The organism is Halomonas sp. CSM-2, from assembly GCF_002119345.1.
GTDB classification, from domain to species: domain Bacteria; phylum Pseudomonadota; class Gammaproteobacteria; order Pseudomonadales; family Halomonadaceae; genus Vreelandella; species Vreelandella janggokensis.
The window spans coordinates 182,265-198,918 of sequence record NZ_NBYR01000006.1; the positions used below are offsets into that span (position 1 = coordinate 182,265).

14 protein-coding genes are annotated in these 16,654 nt (G+C 57.7%); 9 read left to right on the forward strand and 5 right to left on the reverse strand.

The window, feature by feature from the left end; genetic code table 11:
* The first annotated feature begins 172 nt into the window (after nt 1-172).
* The gene (locus B7L15_RS06810) at nt 173-1,174 is read left to right on the forward strand and encodes an NADP-dependent oxidoreductase (protein WP_085918246.1); all 1,002 of its coding nucleotides are present in this window, start codon (nt 173-175) and stop codon (nt 1,172-1,174) included.
* Nucleotides 1,175-1,395: 221 nt separating this feature from the next.
* A complete protein-coding gene (locus B7L15_RS06815; RefSeq protein WP_085918247.1) occupies nt 1,396-3,918 on the forward strand; it encodes a membrane-bound PQQ-dependent dehydrogenase, glucose/quinate/shikimate family in 2,523 nt (840 codons plus the stop codon).
* A 78-nt stretch (nt 3,919-3,996) separates the two neighbouring features.
* Here B7L15_RS06815 and B7L15_RS06820 read toward each other — a convergent pair whose 3' ends face one another.
* The gene (locus B7L15_RS06820) at nt 3,997-5,952 is read right to left on the reverse strand and encodes a TonB-dependent receptor family protein (RefSeq protein WP_254902863.1); all 1,956 of its coding nucleotides are present in this window, start codon (nt 5,950-5,952) and stop codon (nt 3,997-3,999) included.
* Nucleotides 5,953-6,248: 296 nt separating this feature from the next.
* Here B7L15_RS06820 and B7L15_RS06825 point away from each other — a divergent pair, with 296 nt between their 5' ends.
* Complete coding sequence (locus tag B7L15_RS06825; protein WP_009722289.1) at nt 6,249-6,422, forward strand: YqaE/Pmp3 family membrane protein; 174 nt, start codon at nt 6,249-6,251, stop codon at nt 6,420-6,422.
* Nucleotides 6,423-6,478: 56 nt separating this feature from the next.
* Here the strand turns inward: B7L15_RS06825 and B7L15_RS06830 are convergent, their stop codons facing one another.
* Together B7L15_RS06830 and B7L15_RS06835 are read right to left on the reverse strand one after the other, a co-directional pair.
* Complete coding sequence (locus B7L15_RS06830; protein WP_085918249.1) at nt 6,479-6,961, reverse strand: nucleoside deaminase; 483 nt, start codon at nt 6,959-6,961, stop codon at nt 6,479-6,481.
* Nucleotides 6,962-6,992: 31 nt separating this feature from the next.
* Nucleotides 6,993-8,258, reverse strand: coding sequence for a dicarboxylate/amino acid:cation symporter (locus B7L15_RS06835; RefSeq protein WP_085918250.1), 1,266 nt, complete (start codon nt 8,256-8,258; stop codon nt 6,993-6,995).
* Between the two features lie 118 nt (nt 8,259-8,376).
* Here B7L15_RS06835 and B7L15_RS06840 point away from each other — a divergent pair, with 118 nt between their 5' ends.
* On the forward strand, nt 8,377-8,592 hold the full coding sequence (locus B7L15_RS06840; protein ID WP_085918251.1) for a TIGR02450 family Trp-rich protein: 216 nt from the start codon (nt 8,377-8,379) through the stop codon (nt 8,590-8,592).
* Nucleotides 8,593-8,813: 221 nt separating this feature from the next.
* Entirely contained in the window at nt 8,814-9,020 is a 207-nt protein-coding gene (locus B7L15_RS06845; protein ID WP_027336479.1) for a cold-shock protein, read from the forward strand.
* Between the two features lie 94 nt (nt 9,021-9,114).
* Here B7L15_RS06845 and B7L15_RS06850 read toward each other — a convergent pair whose 3' ends face one another.
* Complete coding sequence (locus B7L15_RS06850) at nt 9,115-9,981, reverse strand: putative RNA methyltransferase (RefSeq protein WP_085918284.1); 867 nt, start codon at nt 9,979-9,981, stop codon at nt 9,115-9,117.
* A 192-nt stretch (nt 9,982-10,173) separates the two neighbouring features.
* Here B7L15_RS06850 and B7L15_RS06855 point away from each other — a divergent pair, with 192 nt between their 5' ends.
* Genes B7L15_RS06855 through B7L15_RS06865 form a run of 3 tightly spaced genes read left to right on the forward strand, consistent with a single transcriptional unit; the run spans nt 10,174 to nt 13,210 of the window.
* A complete protein-coding gene (locus B7L15_RS06855) occupies nt 10,174-11,169 on the forward strand; it encodes an ABC transporter substrate-binding protein (protein WP_254902865.1) in 996 nt (331 codons plus the stop codon).
* A complete protein-coding gene (locus B7L15_RS06860) occupies nt 11,163-12,164 on the forward strand; it encodes a FecCD family ABC transporter permease (RefSeq protein ID WP_085918252.1) in 1,002 nt (333 codons plus the stop codon). Before B7L15_RS06855 ends, B7L15_RS06860 begins: the two co-directional genes overlap by 7 nt.
* Nucleotides 12,164-13,210 (forward strand): FecCD family ABC transporter permease, encoded by a 1,047-nt coding sequence (locus tag B7L15_RS06865; RefSeq protein WP_085918286.1) that lies wholly within the window; start codon nt 12,164-12,166, stop codon nt 13,208-13,210. The genes B7L15_RS06860 and B7L15_RS06865 overlap by 1 nt, the downstream gene beginning before the upstream one ends.
* A 77-nt stretch (nt 13,211-13,287) precedes the next feature.
* Here B7L15_RS06865 and B7L15_RS06870 read toward each other — a convergent pair whose 3' ends face one another.
* Nucleotides 13,288-15,426 (reverse strand): TonB-dependent receptor, encoded by a 2,139-nt coding sequence (locus tag B7L15_RS06870; RefSeq protein WP_085918253.1) that lies wholly within the window; start codon nt 15,424-15,426, stop codon nt 13,288-13,290.
* A gap of 268 nt (nt 15,427-15,694) precedes the next feature.
* Between B7L15_RS06870 and B7L15_RS06875 the strand changes: the two genes are divergently transcribed.
* Nucleotides 15,695-16,537, forward strand: coding sequence for an ABC transporter ATP-binding protein (locus tag B7L15_RS06875; protein ID WP_085918254.1), 843 nt, complete (start codon nt 15,695-15,697; stop codon nt 16,535-16,537).
* The last annotated feature ends 117 nt before the right edge of the window (nt 16,538-16,654 follow it).

The following is a 16,654-nucleotide window of genomic DNA, read 5'->3' on the forward strand; positions in this document are numbered from 1 at the left end:
ACTGCATTCGCATCAACGGGCGCTCAAGCGCCCGTTGTTTTTTTGTGCGTCCTTTGCCAGGATTCGTGACGAAACTATCAAGCACGCTAACGGTCTCTGGATAACACGGAACGTTATTCAAAACACCACTGTCACGAACACCGCTGTTAAAAACATCGTCGCTGGAGGCAACATGCAGTCTCGCTTTTTTACGCTAAGCCGTTATCCGGAAGGCCGCCCCGAACGCGAACTTTTTCAACTGGAAACCCAAACGCTCCCGGATCTCGCTCCCGGCGACGTCCGCATCCGCAACCATTGGCTTTCAGTAGATCCCTATATGCGTGGCCGCATGACCGGCCTGCACACCTATGTCCCCCCGTTTGAGCTGGGCAAACCCATGGAAGGCGGCGCTGTTGGCGAAGTCATTGCCTCGCGCGACGAGCGCCTTAAAGAAGGCGACCTGGTCGGCCATATGGGCGGCTGGCGCGATATTGCACAGATTTCCTCTGAGGGTGTTCAAGTGCTGCCGGATTTTGGGGTGGCCGAACAGGCCTACCTGGGCGTGCTGGGAATGCCGGGCATGACCGCCTGGACTGGACTCAACCGGATAGCCAACTGCCAGCCTGGCGATAACGTCCTGGTTAGTGCCGCCAGCGGGGCCGTCGGTTCACTGGCGGTCCAGTTAGCGAAAGCAAAAGGCTGCCATGTGGTAGGTATCGCGGGCGCGGCCAACAAACTGGCCTGGCTGGAATCACTGCATATCGAACCCGTAAGCTACCGCGACCGAAACGCCCAAGAGCTTGGCGATGCCATCCAGTTGGCAAGCCCCAAAGGTATTGATGTGGTGTTTGAAAACGTCGGTGGCACCTGCCTGGAAGCGGCTCTAAGCCAGTTAAACGAGGGCGCACGGATTGCGGTATGCGGCATGATTGACAGCTACAACGCCAAAACACCGGTCCCTGGCCCCAGCAATCTCGCCCAGCTTGTGGTACGCAAAGCGAGAATGCAGGGCTTCATCGTGGCGGATCATTGGCAACATTACCCGGACTTCCTCAAGGAAGTCGCTCCTCAGGTCGTCGCCGGTAAGCTCGACTATAAAGAAACCGTCAAAGAAGGGCTGGAAAACACCCCCGATGCTTTTCTGGCGCTGTTTGATGGCGGCAATACCGGCAAGATGCTGGTCAAGTTGAATTGATGCCGCACTGAACGCCACTCACTGTTGTGTATTTAAGCCGCGCCTGGTCTTCCAGCGCGGCTTTTTCTTTTACGTGACCCTTCATATCATTGAGAAACACATAAAATCGTTAGACCATTGATGTATTGACTCTTAAAATAGTTAGCGCGTTAAGCATATGACGCCTGATGATGGTTCGAGAGGATCGCCAAGCGATCCAGAGTTCATAAAAGGGGAACTTCATGGAAGACCGCAAGCGGGCAAAATGGCCCGCTGTTTTACTTGGCCTACTGCTTATCATCGCGGGCCTCGCCCTGGCGATTGGCGGAGGGAAGTTACTTAGCCTGGGGGGCAGCGCGTATTATCTGGTAGCGGGCGTTGCCATTATCACCAGCGGGGTATTGCTCGCCCTGCGCAAGGGAGCTGCTTTGTGGCTCTACGCGCTGGTTTTATTCGCCACCCTGGGATGGGCGCTGTGGGAAGTCGGCCTGGACTGGTGGCAGCTTGTTCCCCGGGTGGCCATCCCCTGTTTGATCGGCATTGTATTGCTGCTGCCGTGGTGGCGAAAATCCCTCGACTCGCGGGGCGGCAGCGTGGCGCTTGGCCTGGCCGTCATCGCTTCGATTGGTGTCGCCCTGGCCAGTCAGCTTGACGACCCGGCCACCGTTGAAGGCACCCTCGATACCCAGCGCAGCGACCACCAGGAGACCGTCAACCCGGCTCAGGTGGCCGGTGACGACTGGCCCGCCTATGGCGGCACCAACGCGGGCACGCACTACTCCAGCCTTGATCAGATCACGCCGGACAACATCGGCGAACTGGAAGAAGTCTGGCGCATTCAGACCGGCGACGAGGCAGGCCCCGACGCGCCGCCGGAAATCACCAACCAGAACACACCGCTCAAGGTCAACGACAGCCTGTATATCTGCACCTCGCACAGCCGCGCGATGTCGCTGGACCCGGAAACCGGCGAGACCCACTGGTCCTTCGATCCGGAGATCAGCACCATGGGCGCAGAGAACTTCTCCGGCTGGGCGCATATGACCTGCCGCGGCCTCGCCTATTACGATGCCGGTCGCTATGCCGATAGCGACGACACCCGCGAGACTGACACCAATAAGACGGATGGCACCCGCCAGACGCCTGAACTCTTCGATCGCGATACCTTTGATATTGACCTGGCGTTTCTACTCTTCATGAACCCAGGCAGCGACGCCGGGGATGACGTCACGCCCCGTATGCCAAGTGCCGCTGACGTGATGTGCCCGCGCAGGCTCTACCTGCCTACCGCTGATGCCCGCCTGATTGCGCTAAATGCGGATACCGGCGAGCGCTGCGCAGCGTTTGGCGATGACGGCGAAATCGACCTGACACGTAATATCGGCGACTTTGATCCCGGCGGCTACTATTCCACTTCGCCCCCCACGGTAACCGAGAACCTGATTATCCTTGGCGGCCACGTCACCGATAACAGCTCCACCGATGAGCCCTCCGGCGTCATTCGCGCCTTTGACGTGCACACCGGCGAGCTTGTCTGGAACTGGGACAGCGGCAACCCTCACGATACCGAGCCGATGGGCGATGGTGAAACCTACACCCGCAACTCGCCCAATGTCTGGGCACCGATCAGCGTCGATGAAGACCTGGGCATGGTCTATCTGCCCATGGGCAATGCCACGCCCGACCAGTACGGTGCCAATCGCAGCGTCAACGACGAGACCTACAGCGCAGGGCTGGTAGCCCTCGACCTTGCATCAGGTCAGGTCGAATGGGTCTACCAGTTTGTCCACCACGACCTCTGGGATATGGACACCCCCGCCCAGCCGGTGCTGATTGATCTCGCCACCGATGATGGTACCCAGCCAGCCGTCATTCAGCCGACCAAGCAGGGCAGCCTTTACGTGTTGAACCGCGAAACCGGCGAGCCGATTGTGCCCATTGAGGAAGTCCCGGCCCCACTGGGCGCCGTTGAAGGTGACTGGACCGCCGAGACGCAGCCGCGTTCTGACCTTAACCTGCTGCCACCGCCGCTCACTGAAAGCGACATGTGGGGTGCCACACCGTTTGACCAGATGATGTGTCGCATTCAGTTCAACGCCTTGCGCTACGAAGGCCAGTACACGCCGCCGTCGCTTGAAGGCAGCATTGTCTATCCGGGCAACGTCGGTGTGATGAACTGGGGTGGTGTCGCGGTCGATCCCGAACGCCAGGCGCTGTTCACCGGCGCCAAGTACCTGGCCTTTGTCTCGACGCTGGTTCCCCGTGAGGAGGTCGAAGACGGCCAGGGCTCGGCCAGCGAACAGGGGCTGCAAGTCAATGCCGGCGCGCCCTACGCCGTCAAGCTGGGGCCGCTACTGTCGGTGCTCGGCCTGCCCTGCCAAGCGCCCTCCTGGGGTGATGTGGCGGGTATCAACCTGCAGGAAGCCGAGGTAGCCTGGAAGCATCGTAATGGCACTACTCGAGACAGCATGCCCTTCGACCTGCCGATTGGCTTTGAGGTAGGCGTGCCAGCCCTTGGCGGCCCGCTGACCACCGGTGGCGGGGTGTCGTTCCTGAGCGGCACGCTGGATCAGTACCTGCGCGGTTACGATATCACCACAGGTGAAGAGCTGTTCAAGGCTCGTCTACCGGCAGGTGGCCAGGCAACCCCCATGACCTACACCGGGGAAGACGGCCGCCAGTACGTGGTGGTAACGGCAGGTGGCCATGGCACCTTTGGTACCCAAATGGGTGACTACGTGATTGGTTACGCGCTACCAGAGTAATATCGCGCATCCACCAACGAAAACGGGCGGCCTCGATGACCGAGGACCGCCCGTTTTTTTGCCTCAATGGCTGACGCTTTAAAAGCTGACTTCTACACCACCATAAACGCTGCGCCCTGGCGCGGGCTCGTAATAGCGGCCGAACCCTGCATTTAAACGCACGTTGGCGTAGTGCTCTTCGTCAAGCAGGTTGCGTACGCCGACATAAGCGTTGAGTCGGGTATCGTCCCCCAGGCGCCAGCCATTGCCCGCACGCAGGTTCAACAGCCAGTAGTCATCCACCTCTACCTCGTTGGCGTTATCGGCCACCATGTCGCCTGTATACTGGGTTTCAAGCGTGGCAAAGCGATCATCGCGCCCCTCCCAGGTTAGCTGGTTGACCCAGGTCTGCTCCGGCAAACCGGGGATCCGATTGCCCCCAAAGCGCTCGGCGGGAGTAGAGAAGCGGTCAAACTCGTAGCGTGCCAGCGTCAAGGCGCTATCCAGCCGCCATTGGTCGGCAAATTGCCAGCCCAGCGCCAGTTCAATACCATCGCGGTCGGTATCACCGGCGTTTTGGTAGAAAGTGCGATCCCCTTCGTCATAAGGCACCAATTCATCGCGTACGCGCACCGAAAACAGCGTCAGGTCATAATCCAGCGCCAACGGCCCCACATAGCCACGAGCGCCTACTTCCCGATTCCAGGCTTTTTGTGGCGACACCGATGGATTAAAGCCGCCGCCCGCCGGGTTGGCAAACTCCGAAAACGTTGGTGTTTCAAAGGCGGTGCCGGTATTCACGTAAACCTGATGCTGGGGGCGGTAGCGATAGCTTAGCCCCGCCGAGCCACTCCACTCATCAAAGCGGCGGTCGCCGCTCTGGTCACCGTCGTCCTGATAACGATCGTCCACCTCTAATTCAACGCGGTCAAAGCGCGCGCCGAGGGAAAGGGTCAGTTGCTCGGTCAGCGCCAGGTCGCCCTGAGCGAAAACGCCGGTCGAGGTGGCCGTCTGGGTTTCTTCGGCCAACTGCTCACCGACGACGCCCTGGGGATTCACGTCGTTGCGGAAGCGCTCGTCATCCTGCCGGGCTACCTCGGCGCCTGCGATATAACTCAGCGGCAGATTCCCCAAGGTCACCTCGTGGTGGTACTCGGCGCTCGCCCCCAGGTAATCCCGCTGATAGCCGATGCGGCTATCGCCGACGTACGGCAGCTGCTGCTCAAAATCCCGCTGGGAGATAAACCCTTTAAGGTATAACTCGCCAGGGCCAGCGGTCAGGTCCTCGTACTGTAGTCCCAGCAGTTGCTGGTCCACGTTTTGCCCTGCATCCAAGGCCAGCGAATTCGGCGCGGCCTGATCACGACCTTGCGCCACTTCGTCTGCGTTCAACGCACCGGGATCCTCTGAACGCGGGTTATCCAATAAATTGACGATGGCGGTTAACGCCCGCTCACTGCCCAGCTCCCGACGAAGCTTGGCATTCAACAGGTACTTTTCCGTCGAGCTTTGCTCGCGATAGCCATCAACATTGAGCGCCGAGACGCTAACGTGGTGCGACCAATCGCCTTGGCTCCCCCCGGTTTGCAGGGACGTTTTACGGTAGCCATCGCTGCCTGCCTCGGCGCGCACACTCGTACCGGGGTTATCGCGGCCGTCGGCGGTGATCACATCGATCACCCCACCTGCCGCGTTGCCATAGAGCACCGACGACGGGCCGCGAATCACTTCGATGCGCTCGGCGCTGTCCAGGTCAATCGCATCGAGCTGGGCCTGGCCGTCCGGCAGCGTATAAGGGATACCATCGACCATGACCGTGATGCCGCGCACGCCAAACGGCGCGCGGGCGCCAAAGCCACGAATCGAGATGCGTTGACCCTGGGCGAAATTATCGCGGTTTTGCAGGAATACACCGGGCACCCGCACCAGCGACTCATCCAGCCGAACGCGTTGCTGGCCTCGGGCAATGGCGTCCGATTCAAGCGTTGAGACGGCCGCGGGGGTTGCATAAAGCTCGCGGGCCAACCGTGGCGCAGTGACCTCAATCGTTGCCATTTCTGTGTCATTGGGCTGTGCCCAGACTGAAGGGGTTAGCAAGCAGCTGGCCAAGCAAACCGAGGTGGTGGTGAGTCTTTTCACAGGGATCCCTCCCGGGACATCAAAAGAGTGTGTATAACAATGCTGCATGACTGGATGGAACGATTTCTGATGGCACGCGTCATAACCGGCCGTTGGACTCGCTAGAAATGCTGGTGATGTCTACAGTTGAAAAAGCTCTCGTTACATTTCCGTAACCGCACTTGTGTAAAAGTGCTTGATAGAGCTATTACCTTGAAAGCAAAGGAGGCTTCATGGCGTTTACCGCGACTGACCCGATCAAGATGATATTTGCCGTCATTTTACCGCCCCTCGGCGTATTCTTTGAGGTGGGATTTAAAGGACATTTCTGGCTTAACATCATTTTAACGCTGTTTGGTTTCGTGCCCGGCATCATCCATGCGTTTTATGTGATATTGAAGCACTAGCTTTTCCCAGGTAACTCAAAACCGCCTGAGCATGCGCTCAGGCGGTTTTTTTATGCCTAGCGAACAGTGTCATGTCGCCGCAGATGCAAGGCGTGTACTTTTTCATCCCACCCATCGACCGGCCCTTCCACTGGAAGGCCTGGCACCACCTGTTGAATAGGCAGGGTTGCCACCGGTGGCGGTGCCACGCCTAGCTCGGCTAACCAAGCACCCAACTGCGCCGAAGAGCTGGCGTAGACGATACGCCCGAGTCCAACCCAGCCGTGAGCGGCCGCGCACATCGGGCAATGCTCGCCGGAGGTAAACACCGTGGCCTGTGCTCGCGCTTCTGGCGTCATGTGCTGGGCCGCCCAACGTGCCAGCGCAAACTCAGGGTGCTGGGTAGCATCGCCGCCGGCAATCCGGTTGCGATCTTCAGCCAGCACCTCGCCATCGCCTCCGACCAGCACACTGCCAAAGGGCTCATCCCCCGCTTTCAGGGCCTCTTCGGCAAGCGCCACGGCGCGTGCCAGGTAGCGCTGCTCTCGCTCGTCCAACATGGGCTCTCCTCATCTAGCGTGGTTTTCCAATCTATCCCTTTGCCGCCGCTACGGTCGCTTCGTCAGCGGGTGCTTCACTTAACGACTCGCCTTCGCTACGCGCAATAACAGAGGTGCCCACCAGATCGCCCGTGACGTTGAGCGCCGTACACCCCATGCCGACCAACGCATCGATAGCGGTCAAAAGCGCAACGGTTTCAATCGGCAGGCCAACCTGGGCGAAGACGGTGGCAATCATGATGATGCCAGCCCCCGGCACCCCGGCCGTGCCAATCGACACCAAAGTGCCTATCAGCACAATCTGCACCATGCTGACAAAGTCCAGCGGCGCGCCGATCACATTGGCGGCAAAGACCGCCGAGATGGCGATACGAATCGCCGCGCCATCCATATTCAAGGTAGCCCCCAACGGCAGGCTGAAACCATAAATACTTTTGGGGATTCCCAAGCGACTGGCGGCATTGACCGTGATGGGCAAGGTACCGGAACTACTTTGGGTGGCAAACGCCGTGAGCATCGGTGTGCGCGCTTCGCGGAAGAAACTACGCAGCTTTACCCCGAACAGCCGCATGATGCCGCAGTAAATCAACAGATGCGCCGCCAGCGCGATGTACAGCACAACGACCATATCGCCCAATGACAGCAGCGTCTCCAGGCCTTGGCGGCTCACCGTTTCGGCGACAATCGCAAATACACCGATGGGGACGTAATGCAATACGCCCGCCATCACTTTCAGCGTGACCTCGTTCAGCGATTCAATGACTCCATAAAGCCGCTCGCCCATGGCTTGCTGGCGCGCTGACTGGCGCATTTTCAGCAGTGCAATGCCGAATACCAGGGCAGTAAAAATAATCCCCAGCATATTGAGCTCGGAAAAGGCACCAATAATATTGTTCGGCACGATATTGAGCAGCGTATCGACAACGCCCGGATTGTCCGGCACCGAGAAACTGGCATCGTCATCCAGCGTCATGCCGCTGCCTGGGCTGAACAGCGTCGCGACGGTTAACCCCACCATAATCGCCAGGGCCGAAGACGCCAGATAATAGCCGAGCACCTTGCCACCGATGCGGCCCGCGCTGCCCTCCCGGGATTGGTTAACGCCCACCATCAGGGTAAACAGCACAATGGGCACAATCAGAAATGTCAGTAGCCGCAGGAGCAGATCGCCCAGTGGCGCCAACCAGGAAGCCACTGTTTCACCACCGACAAGCCCGACTACAACGCCCAGCACCAGCGCGATGGTGACGCGTAAAATCAACGACGCCTGAAAATAGGCTTTCCATATGCGTTTCATTGGGTGTCCTTTACAGGATTGAATATGCTCGCAATGCTAACATTATAAGCACGCTCATTATTATATCAGTGTGGCATAGCGATATTTGCCCTGAATACGTCGGTAACAAGGAGCACCAATGAACACGATTAATCCGAGCAAGCTGCACTATAGCAAATGGACGGCGGTTCACCCGCGCAACAAAGAAAAGCACTTCATGGTTACCCAACTGATCCGGGATGAGGATGAGAACGTGGTGGACGTTGTCGTCGAGGCTATCTATTCCCACCGGGAAACGCTCATGCCGTGGCAGCACTTGAAAGATGACAGCGTGTGGAAAATGGGCTGGCAATAACCGATGAGCGCCATGGGGTTTAGAAAAATAAAACCTGAAAGGTTTTGACACCCCAAACGATCCATGGCACTGTGTCGTCAGTGGTTAGCAAGCAGCATGGTTTCAGAAGTGTACGATCTATTTCGGCAGCCTGACATTGTATTCCTTGTTTCACCCGCTACTTAAATCTGGGTAATACCAGGAACTTAATTAAGGCGCAATTGCGCGAAAGGATCTACATCATGGCAACTGGCACAGTTAAATGGTTTAACGACACTAAAGGCTTCGGTTTCATCGCTCCTTCTGACGGCGGCGACGACCTTTTTGCTCACTTCTCTGAGATTCAAGCCGACGGCTTCAAATCTCTGCAAGAAGGCGCTAGCGTCTCTTTTGACGTTACCCAAGGCAAGAAAGGCCTACAAGCTTCTAACATCAAGCAAACTTCCTAACATCCGTTAGCAGTTTGCTCGAACCTTCCAAGGTTCGAACCACAAGGCCCGCTTAAGCGGGCCTTGTTGCGTTTGGCATCGATGAAAATTGCCTTTAAATACGCTCCCACCGCACCAGGCGCACGTCAACCGTCAAGGTTATTTCCCCAAGGGCCGCCGCTTTCTCACGACCTTCAGTAGTCGCACGGTAAAAATGCGGCGTCATCACCAGCAAATCGGAAATGGCTCCTGCATCGTCAAGCGCAAGAGTGTAGCGCACCGTCTCTGAACCCAGTGACGCAAACCCCGCTGGCGGCTCATCATCACTTGCCCGTTCCGGTTTTAACGTCGGGTAGATAATATCGCGTAATTCACGCAGATGATCCGGCCCCGCCTCCACCTGTATCAGCAGGCCGCCTGGTTTGAGTACCCGCGCGAACTCGTCAACGACCGGAAAACCAAACATGCAAAGCACACCATCGAGCGCCCCACTCTGAACCGGCAGGTTGGCATTGCTGCCCACCACCCAGCGGCTTTGCGGTTGCTGTCTATTATCCTGCTTGGCCGCCGCCTGCACGGCCCATTTGGAAATATCCAGCCCCATTAACGCCAACGACGCCTGGTTCGTCGCCGCCTTGGCAAGCTCCCGAAGGTAGTAGCCCTCACCGCAGCCGGCATCCAGGCAACTGAACAACGTATCGCGGGATACCCTCTGTTTTGCGTGGTCGGATACTGCCCGACTCACCGTCTCGGCAATCGGCTGATAGTGACCGGCCTCCAGAAACCGACGCCGCGCCGCCACCATCGACTTGCTATCGCCAGGATCGCTGGAGCGCTTTTGCTGAACCGGCAGCAGGTTCACATGACCTTGCTTGGCAATGTCGAAGCTATGCCCCGCCGAGCAGCGCCATGCACTATCCGATGGCGTTAGTGGCTTACCGTCTAACGGGCAGGCCAGCGCCTGAAAAGGAGAAGTGTTCATGCCAATAATGCCTATAGAAAGAAAGCGAACCAGGCGCAGCATGGTACCGCATCGTTAAAAGAAAGCTAGCGGACCGTGAACCAGAAACCCTCAATTGATAACGATTTGTATTAGACTCTGCATCATGCCATCATCCATGGCTTGCTCTCTCCGTTCGAACTCCTTGAAAACCGCGGCCATCAGGAAGCTGGAATGACGCGCCATCGATCAAACCACTGCATGCCACTATGGCTGCTAGGCATGCTATTGCTCAGCGTTAATATCTGCGCCGCACAGGGTATTCAAGACGTCCAACTAACCGTTGATGATACTGGCCCTTCTGCGCCACAACGCATTGTCACGCTTTACCAAGGCGCCACTGACAGCGCCGTGGCGCTCGGCGTCACACCGGTCGGCGTTGTTGAATCCTGGCTGGAAAAACCCATGTACCGCTACCTGCGCGACGCTCTTTCCGATGTCGAATACGTGGGCCTGGAAACCCAGCCTAATCTGGAGAAGATTGCCTGGCTTGATCCGGACCTTATCGTCGCCACCCGTTTTCGTCATGAGCGGTTGCTTCCAATACTCGAGAAAACGGCACCCACGGCCGTGGCTGGCCCGGTGTTCGATTTCAAAGCAAGCCTTTCACTGATCGCTGAGGCGACCGGCCGGGAAAACCGTGCCCGCCGCTTACTCAGCGAATGGGATCAGCGTGTGGCGGATTTTCGCCAAGAAATGCGTCTTTCGGGCTTAGCCTGGCCTCAAAAAGCCGCCGTGGCACGTTTCAAGAGTGACCACCTGCGCCTTTATTCGTCGGGCTTTGCTGGCTCGATTTTAAGCGAGCTGGGGTTTCAACAGCCTGACTCACTCACGGCCCAGGGTTGGGGAATGAAGCTAACCAGCGAGGAAAACATTCCCGTCATCAACGCCGACGTCATTTTTGTGATACTGGAGCCCGACGACCCGGCCATCATGGAGAACTACCGCCACTGGAGGTCACATCCCTTATGGCAGCGACTGGACGCGGTACAAAACGACCGTGTTTTTGAAGTTGATACGGTGAACTGGATCATGGGCGGCGGCATTCTGGCCGCCAATGCGATGCTGGATGACCTCTATACCCATTACGCCCTCACGCCTTCATCATCTCAATCGTCGCTCCCATGCCAGGCACGTCCGACGGGCGACATGGAGCCTGCTCAATGCTGAGCGGGCAAGCTGCCAAAGGCGCGGGGCTATGCACGGGCGGCATACTCATGCTGACCGCCTTTATCGCCAGTCTCATGTCGGGCCCTACCGATATACCGCCAGCCGCCTTGTTGACCTCTCTGAGTGACTACGACCCAACCCAGGTGGCCCACATCGTTCTACGCACCGAACGCTTGCCCCGGGCGGTGATTGCCGCCCTGGTGGGGGCAAGCTTGGCCATTGCCGGGGCACTGATGCAGACCCTGACACGCAATCCACTGGCCTCCCCCGGCATTCTGGGAATTAACGCCGGGGCGATGTTTTTTGTCGTCATCGCCGTCACGTTACTGCCGCTGCATACGCCTGCGAGCTATGTTTGGGCAGCCTTATTAGGCGCGCTGGTCGCTGCCGGATTGGTGGTCATCCTCAGCCGCGGCCGTCAGGGGGAACTTCCCCCGCTACGCGTATTGCTTGCCGGTGTAGCCGTCACCGCCATGTTTGTGTCGTTCAGCCAAGGGCTATTGATACTCGACCAGCAAAGCTTCGAAAGCGTCTTGTATTGGTTGGCCGGTTCCGTTGCGGGTCGGGAGCTTTCACTGGTGGCGCCCCTGCTCCCGCTATTCGGTCTTGCCCTGCTGTTGTGTGGTTTTCTGGTAAGGCACGCCAACGCCCTCATGCTGGGAGACGACATGGTCGCGGGGCTCGGGATGCGCGCAGGCACCATCAAGCTGTTACTTGGCCTGGTAGTGATTCTGCTGGCGGGGAGTTCAGTTGCGCTAGCAGGCATGATCGGCTTCGTGGGGTTGATCGTGCCGCACATGGCGCGCGGCCTGTTTGGCGTCGACCACCGTTGGCTACTGCCAGCCTGCGCACTACTGGGGGCGAGTCTGCTGCTGTTGGCCGATATCGCATCGCGGGTTTTGATGCCACCTCAGGAGGTTCCCGTCGGCGTGATGACCGCGCTGATTGGCACGCCCTTCTTTATCTATCTGGCGCGGCGACAGCAGGCCCAATGATGACCTCTTCTCCCCTTTTGAAACAGCAACACAATCTGACAAGTGACGTGTTGCCGACGCGTTTTTGGGCCACCATCGGGCTGCTTTCGCTGCTTCTGATCGCCAATATGGGGGTATCGCTAAGCCTGGGCAGTTTTCCCACACCGTTTGCAAACGTACTGCACGCACTCGTTTCACCGCAAAAAAGCGATATTACGTTTATTATCTGGGAGCTGCGTTTGCCACGTATCTTGCTCGCCGTTTTGGTGGGTGCTGCCCTGGCGATTGCTGGCGCGATTCTTCAGGGCATTGTGCGCAACCCGCTCGCCTCGCCTGATGTTATCGGCATAACGAGTGGTGCCTCGCTGGCAGCGGTCGTGTTTCTGAGCCTGTTAAGCACCTATCTAGGCAGCCAATGGCTCCCGCTCGCTGCCTTGAGCGGCGCGTTTTTTGCCGCGTTGCTGGTATTTTTTCTGGCCTGGAAAGGCGGCGTCAGCCCTTCGCGGATGGTGCTGGTGGGCATCGGGCTTTCCGCCGCCATGGGCGCGGCAACGACGCTGTTGATCGTGATCAGCGATGACGCGGCCGCCATGGTGGCCTACGTATGGCTCACCGGTAGCCTTTATGCCACCCAGTGGCCGGATGTAGCGGGCATGCTGCCCTGGTTGCTGGTTGCGGTTCCGCTATGCCTTGGCTACGCACGGCAGCTCGATACCATGGCGCTGGGTGATTTAGTCGCCCAAGGACTCGGGATAAACCTGCTCAGAAGCCGCCTGGTACTGATGGCCTGCAGCGTGGCGCTGGCAGGGGCTGCCGTTGCCTTTGCGGGTGGCTTGAGCTTTGTTGGCTTGATGGCCCCACATATAGCCGCCAAGTTGGTGGGCCGTCACTTTGTCAGGTTGGTACCGGCATCCGGCTTGATCGGGGCATTGATCGTGCTCAACGCCGACCTGCTAGGACGGGTGGCCTTTTTACCCCGTGACCTGCCAGCAGGCATTTTCGTTTCCGGTATTGGTGCGCCCTTTTTCGTTTACTTGCTGTATAGAACTCGCCAACGCCGTTATTAAGAAAACCATTCGTGAATAAAAAAACGGCACCCATGGGGTGCCGCCAATCAGCTTGCTAGTTAAGAACACATTTCAGTTCAGAAATCCAACTGGTAGCCCAAGGTGAAGGTGCGCCCACGGCCGGTGAAGTAATACTCGTCGCTGACACGTGCCGCCTGGGAGTAATAGGTGAGATAGTCTTCGTCGGTAACATTTTCAACGCCGACGGACATACGTCCCGCAGGCAGTCGATACGTCAGCGAGGCATCCACTAACCCATAGCCGTCAAAATCAAGTTTCGGGTCATCGACGCTTCGATCGAAGTAATAACGGCTCTGCAAGCGGGTCGACACCTTATCGTTCCAGGTAGCGCTCCAGCCCAGCTTGAGCGTATCCGGTGCGATATTGATACCGGTCAGTTCGGTCTCCACACGGCCATCACCGTCCTGATCCGACTCACCTTCGGCGTGGGTGTAGGAAAGCGACAGGTCATGATTGTCCGTTACCTGCATATCGCCGGTAATCTCGACACCCTGGATCTCGGTCTTCTCGCGGTTGCCTACCCAGGTGCCGTTTTCCTCCGTAAGACGCTGGCCAAAGTCAGAGTTTGATTGGTAGTAACTGACCTCCAAACCGTAGCGGTCCCAGTCGAATCGCGCGCCCACCTCGCGGTTATCGGTCACGATGGGCTGAAGCTGGAGCAGGTTATCGACGCTCTGCCCCGGCGTGCTGATGCCGCGAAGCACCCTGCCCACATCGGGCATACCAAACCCTTCGGAGTAGTTGGCGTAAAGCTGCGCCCAGTCGGTGGCCTGATAAACCAGGCCGGCGTTAAACAGCGTTTCGTCAAAGCTGGGCTTACCGCCCTCAACGGTCACGTTATCCTGGGTGACATTGTCGCGGTCGATACTTTGATAGGTATCCACCTCAAGATCGGCATGCTCGTGGCGAACCCCCGCGTGCAGGGTGAGCGGCTTGGCCAGCTCAAACTCGCCCTGGAGGAAAGGCGCAATATTATCGAATTGACTTTCCGGCACGTAGGTACGCCCGGTTTCCACCAGCATCTGACGCGTCTCATCGCGAAGAATATCCAACCCCGCGGTCAGTCCAAGCCGATCCCCCAGCAAGCCATCGCGGTTGACGGTGAACTTGGCACCTACCTTGTCGGATTCATTGCGCGTTTGGTCATACTGGGTATCACCGGCGCTATCCAGGTAAGGGAAGTAAGGGGTGGTGGCAAAGCGGGCGCGGAAGCGCTGATGATAAATCTGTGCATCGACCTCGTTGCCAAACCAGTCCGCGTGGGCGTAGGAAAGCCGCGCCGTGGTGACCTCATTGAAGCCAGGCTCACCATCACGCGTGCCCTTGCGCGCCGTGGTGGGAATGCCCGCATCGCGATCACCCGGTACCGGCACGTAATCGTTGCTTTCTTCCAAATCAAAATGGTTGAGCGACAGCTCAAGGTTCTGGTTGTCGTCTATCCAGTACCCCAGTTTGCCGAATAGATCGTAGCTTTCAGAGTTCTGCAGCTCACCGGGATAGGCGATACCGACAATGTCGTCGTTGCCATCGTAAAAGACACCACGCTCCTGGCGGGTGGCAGCAGCGACGAAATCCCAGTCACCCTGTTGGCCGCTTATGCGGTAGTCCAGCTTATGACCAAAGCCGTCAGACTCGAAGTCGTCATCAGTGGTGAGGCTAACGCCCGCATGCTGATTTATTCCTCCACCTTCGGCGCGCCGGGTGACAAAGTTAATCAGCCCGCCAGTGGCACCCAGGCCGTGTTCCGCGCTGGCACCGTGAATCACCTCAATGCTCTCGACCATCGACAAGTCAATGGTGTAACTATCACGCGAGCTGTCGCGCAACGGGTTGGACTGCGGCACACCGTCGACCAGAAAAGCCGCATCCCGGCCACGAAATGTCTCACCCGCATTTGATAGTTTCTGGCGGCTGGGGGAGTAAGACGGAATCAGGTTGCTAAGCACCTGGCCAGGGTCACTGCTGATGGCCATCTGCTGCTCAATCTGTTCCCGGCTAATCACCGTGACTTTTTGCGGCGTTTGGCCCGCCTCGCTCTTGCTCCGGGTTGCGGTGACAACCATGGTTTGGCTTTCACCGGTAGCACTGCTCGTTTCGCCGTTGGAGGAATCCTGCTGCGCGTAAACATTGCTGGCAGCCAGTAAACCGATCAACGAAACGGTAGGCCAAAGCACGTGATGCTTGTTGACGTACATCTTCTTTTTATCCCCTTTTTGCCTTGAAGAACCCTTGCTAATACAACTCATAATTAAATGAGAATAGTTATATTATGCATATAAGAAAGCATGAGGTCTACCAAACAGCCATAAGCAGTTAGGCTGCTTGCAACGGTGTTAGCCAGCGCTTTTGACTATCAACCCGGTCAAGAGGGCAGCCAAAAAGGAGTAATCGCTAACTTACAATGTTGAAAATGAGAATGTTTTGCCTTACGGTGCAGGCTGTTTTGATAACCCGTGAATGCCCATGCCAATCGCATCAGCCCCGCATGCTCGATTAACAGGCGAAACCCTTTACGCTGGCTATGACACCAAACGCGTACTCAATGGCGTGGACATCGCCGTGGCAGAAGGAAAACTGACCGCCCTGCTAGGACCCAACGGAAGCGGTAAATCAACCCTGCTGAAGACACTCGCCCGAACGCTGACACCCAGTGCCGGGCAAGTTTATCTGGATGGAAAAGACATTCATCGCCGCAAGACCCGCGACGTAGCAAGGCAACTGGGCATCCTTCCTCAAGGCCCTGTTGCCCCGGAAGGGCTGAGCGTGAGGCAACTGGTTGCCATGGGGCGTTTTCCGCATCAAGGCCTATGGCAAAAAGACGCCCAGCAGGATGCCCGCGCGGTTAACGAAGCCATGGCGTATACCCACGTAACGGAATTTGCCGAGCGTAACGTTGATGCGCTTTCCGGCGGCCAACGCCAGCGTTGCTGGATCGCCATGGTACTGGCGCAACAGACCGACCTCTTGCTACTTGATGAGCCCACCACCTTTCTCGACCTGAAAGTACAGGTTGACCTGTTGGAGCTACTGTCACGTCTGGCCCATGAAAAAGGCCGCACCCTGCTACTGGTCCTCCACGACCTGAACCTGGCAGCGGCCTACGCCGACCACCTGGTGATGATGCGAGACGGCCAGATCGTCACCAGCGGCGCGCCTGACGAGGTCTTTACCGCCGCTAACCTCAAGCGTGTTTTTGATCTGGACGCCCAGGTGATCCAGGACCCGGAAACTGGGCGCCCGGTTTGCGTACCGCGTAAACGGCACCACTCCCCCCACCGAGCCTTGCCTCTTTGCTCAAGAACATAGCGTGCCATGAATCATTTATTTGTGCAGACTTAAGCTAACAGCAGAAAGACCCGTTATTTGGAGGTACTTAAATGTTGGCAGTGGAATTTCTAGGCCAAAGCTTTCAAGCGTTATCAA

What these genes read in the sequence shown, in the direction of transcription:
- B7L15_RS06810 (WP_085918246.1), top strand. Translation starts at nt 173, where the DNA reads ATGCAGTCTCGCTTTTTTACGCTAAGCCGTTATCCGGAAGGCCGCCCC.
- B7L15_RS06815 (WP_085918247.1), top strand. Translation starts at nt 1,396, where the DNA reads ATGGAAGACCGCAAGCGGGCAAAATGGCCCGCTGTTTTACTTGGCCTA.
- B7L15_RS06820 (WP_254902863.1), bottom strand. Translation starts at nt 5,952, where the DNA reads ATGGCAACGATTGAGGTCACTGCGCCACGGTTGGCCCGCGAGCTTTAT.
- B7L15_RS06825 (WP_009722289.1), top strand. Translation starts at nt 6,249, where the DNA reads ATGGCGTTTACCGCGACTGACCCGATCAAGATGATATTTGCCGTCATT.
- B7L15_RS06830 (WP_085918249.1), bottom strand. Translation starts at nt 6,961, where the DNA reads ATGTTGGACGAGCGAGAGCAGCGCTACCTGGCACGCGCCGTGGCGCTT.
- B7L15_RS06835 (WP_085918250.1), bottom strand. Translation starts at nt 8,258, where the DNA reads ATGAAACGCATATGGAAAGCCTATTTTCAGGCGTCGTTGATTTTACGC.
- B7L15_RS06840 (WP_085918251.1), top strand. Translation starts at nt 8,377, where the DNA reads ATGAACACGATTAATCCGAGCAAGCTGCACTATAGCAAATGGACGGCG.
- B7L15_RS06845 (WP_027336479.1), top strand. Translation starts at nt 8,814, where the DNA reads ATGGCAACTGGCACAGTTAAATGGTTTAACGACACTAAAGGCTTCGGT.
- B7L15_RS06850 (WP_085918284.1), bottom strand. Translation starts at nt 9,981, where the DNA reads ATGAACACTTCTCCTTTTCAGGCGCTGGCCTGCCCGTTAGACGGTAAG.
- B7L15_RS06855 (WP_254902865.1), top strand. Translation starts at nt 10,174, where the DNA reads ATGACGCGCCATCGATCAAACCACTGCATGCCACTATGGCTGCTAGGC.
- B7L15_RS06860 (WP_085918252.1), top strand. Translation starts at nt 11,163, where the DNA reads ATGCTGAGCGGGCAAGCTGCCAAAGGCGCGGGGCTATGCACGGGCGGC.
- B7L15_RS06865 (WP_085918286.1), top strand. Translation starts at nt 12,164, where the DNA reads ATGACCTCTTCTCCCCTTTTGAAACAGCAACACAATCTGACAAGTGAC.
- B7L15_RS06870 (WP_085918253.1), bottom strand. Translation starts at nt 15,426, where the DNA reads ATGTACGTCAACAAGCATCACGTGCTTTGGCCTACCGTTTCGTTGATC.
- B7L15_RS06875 (WP_085918254.1), top strand. Translation starts at nt 15,695, where the DNA reads ATGCCAATCGCATCAGCCCCGCATGCTCGATTAACAGGCGAAACCCTT.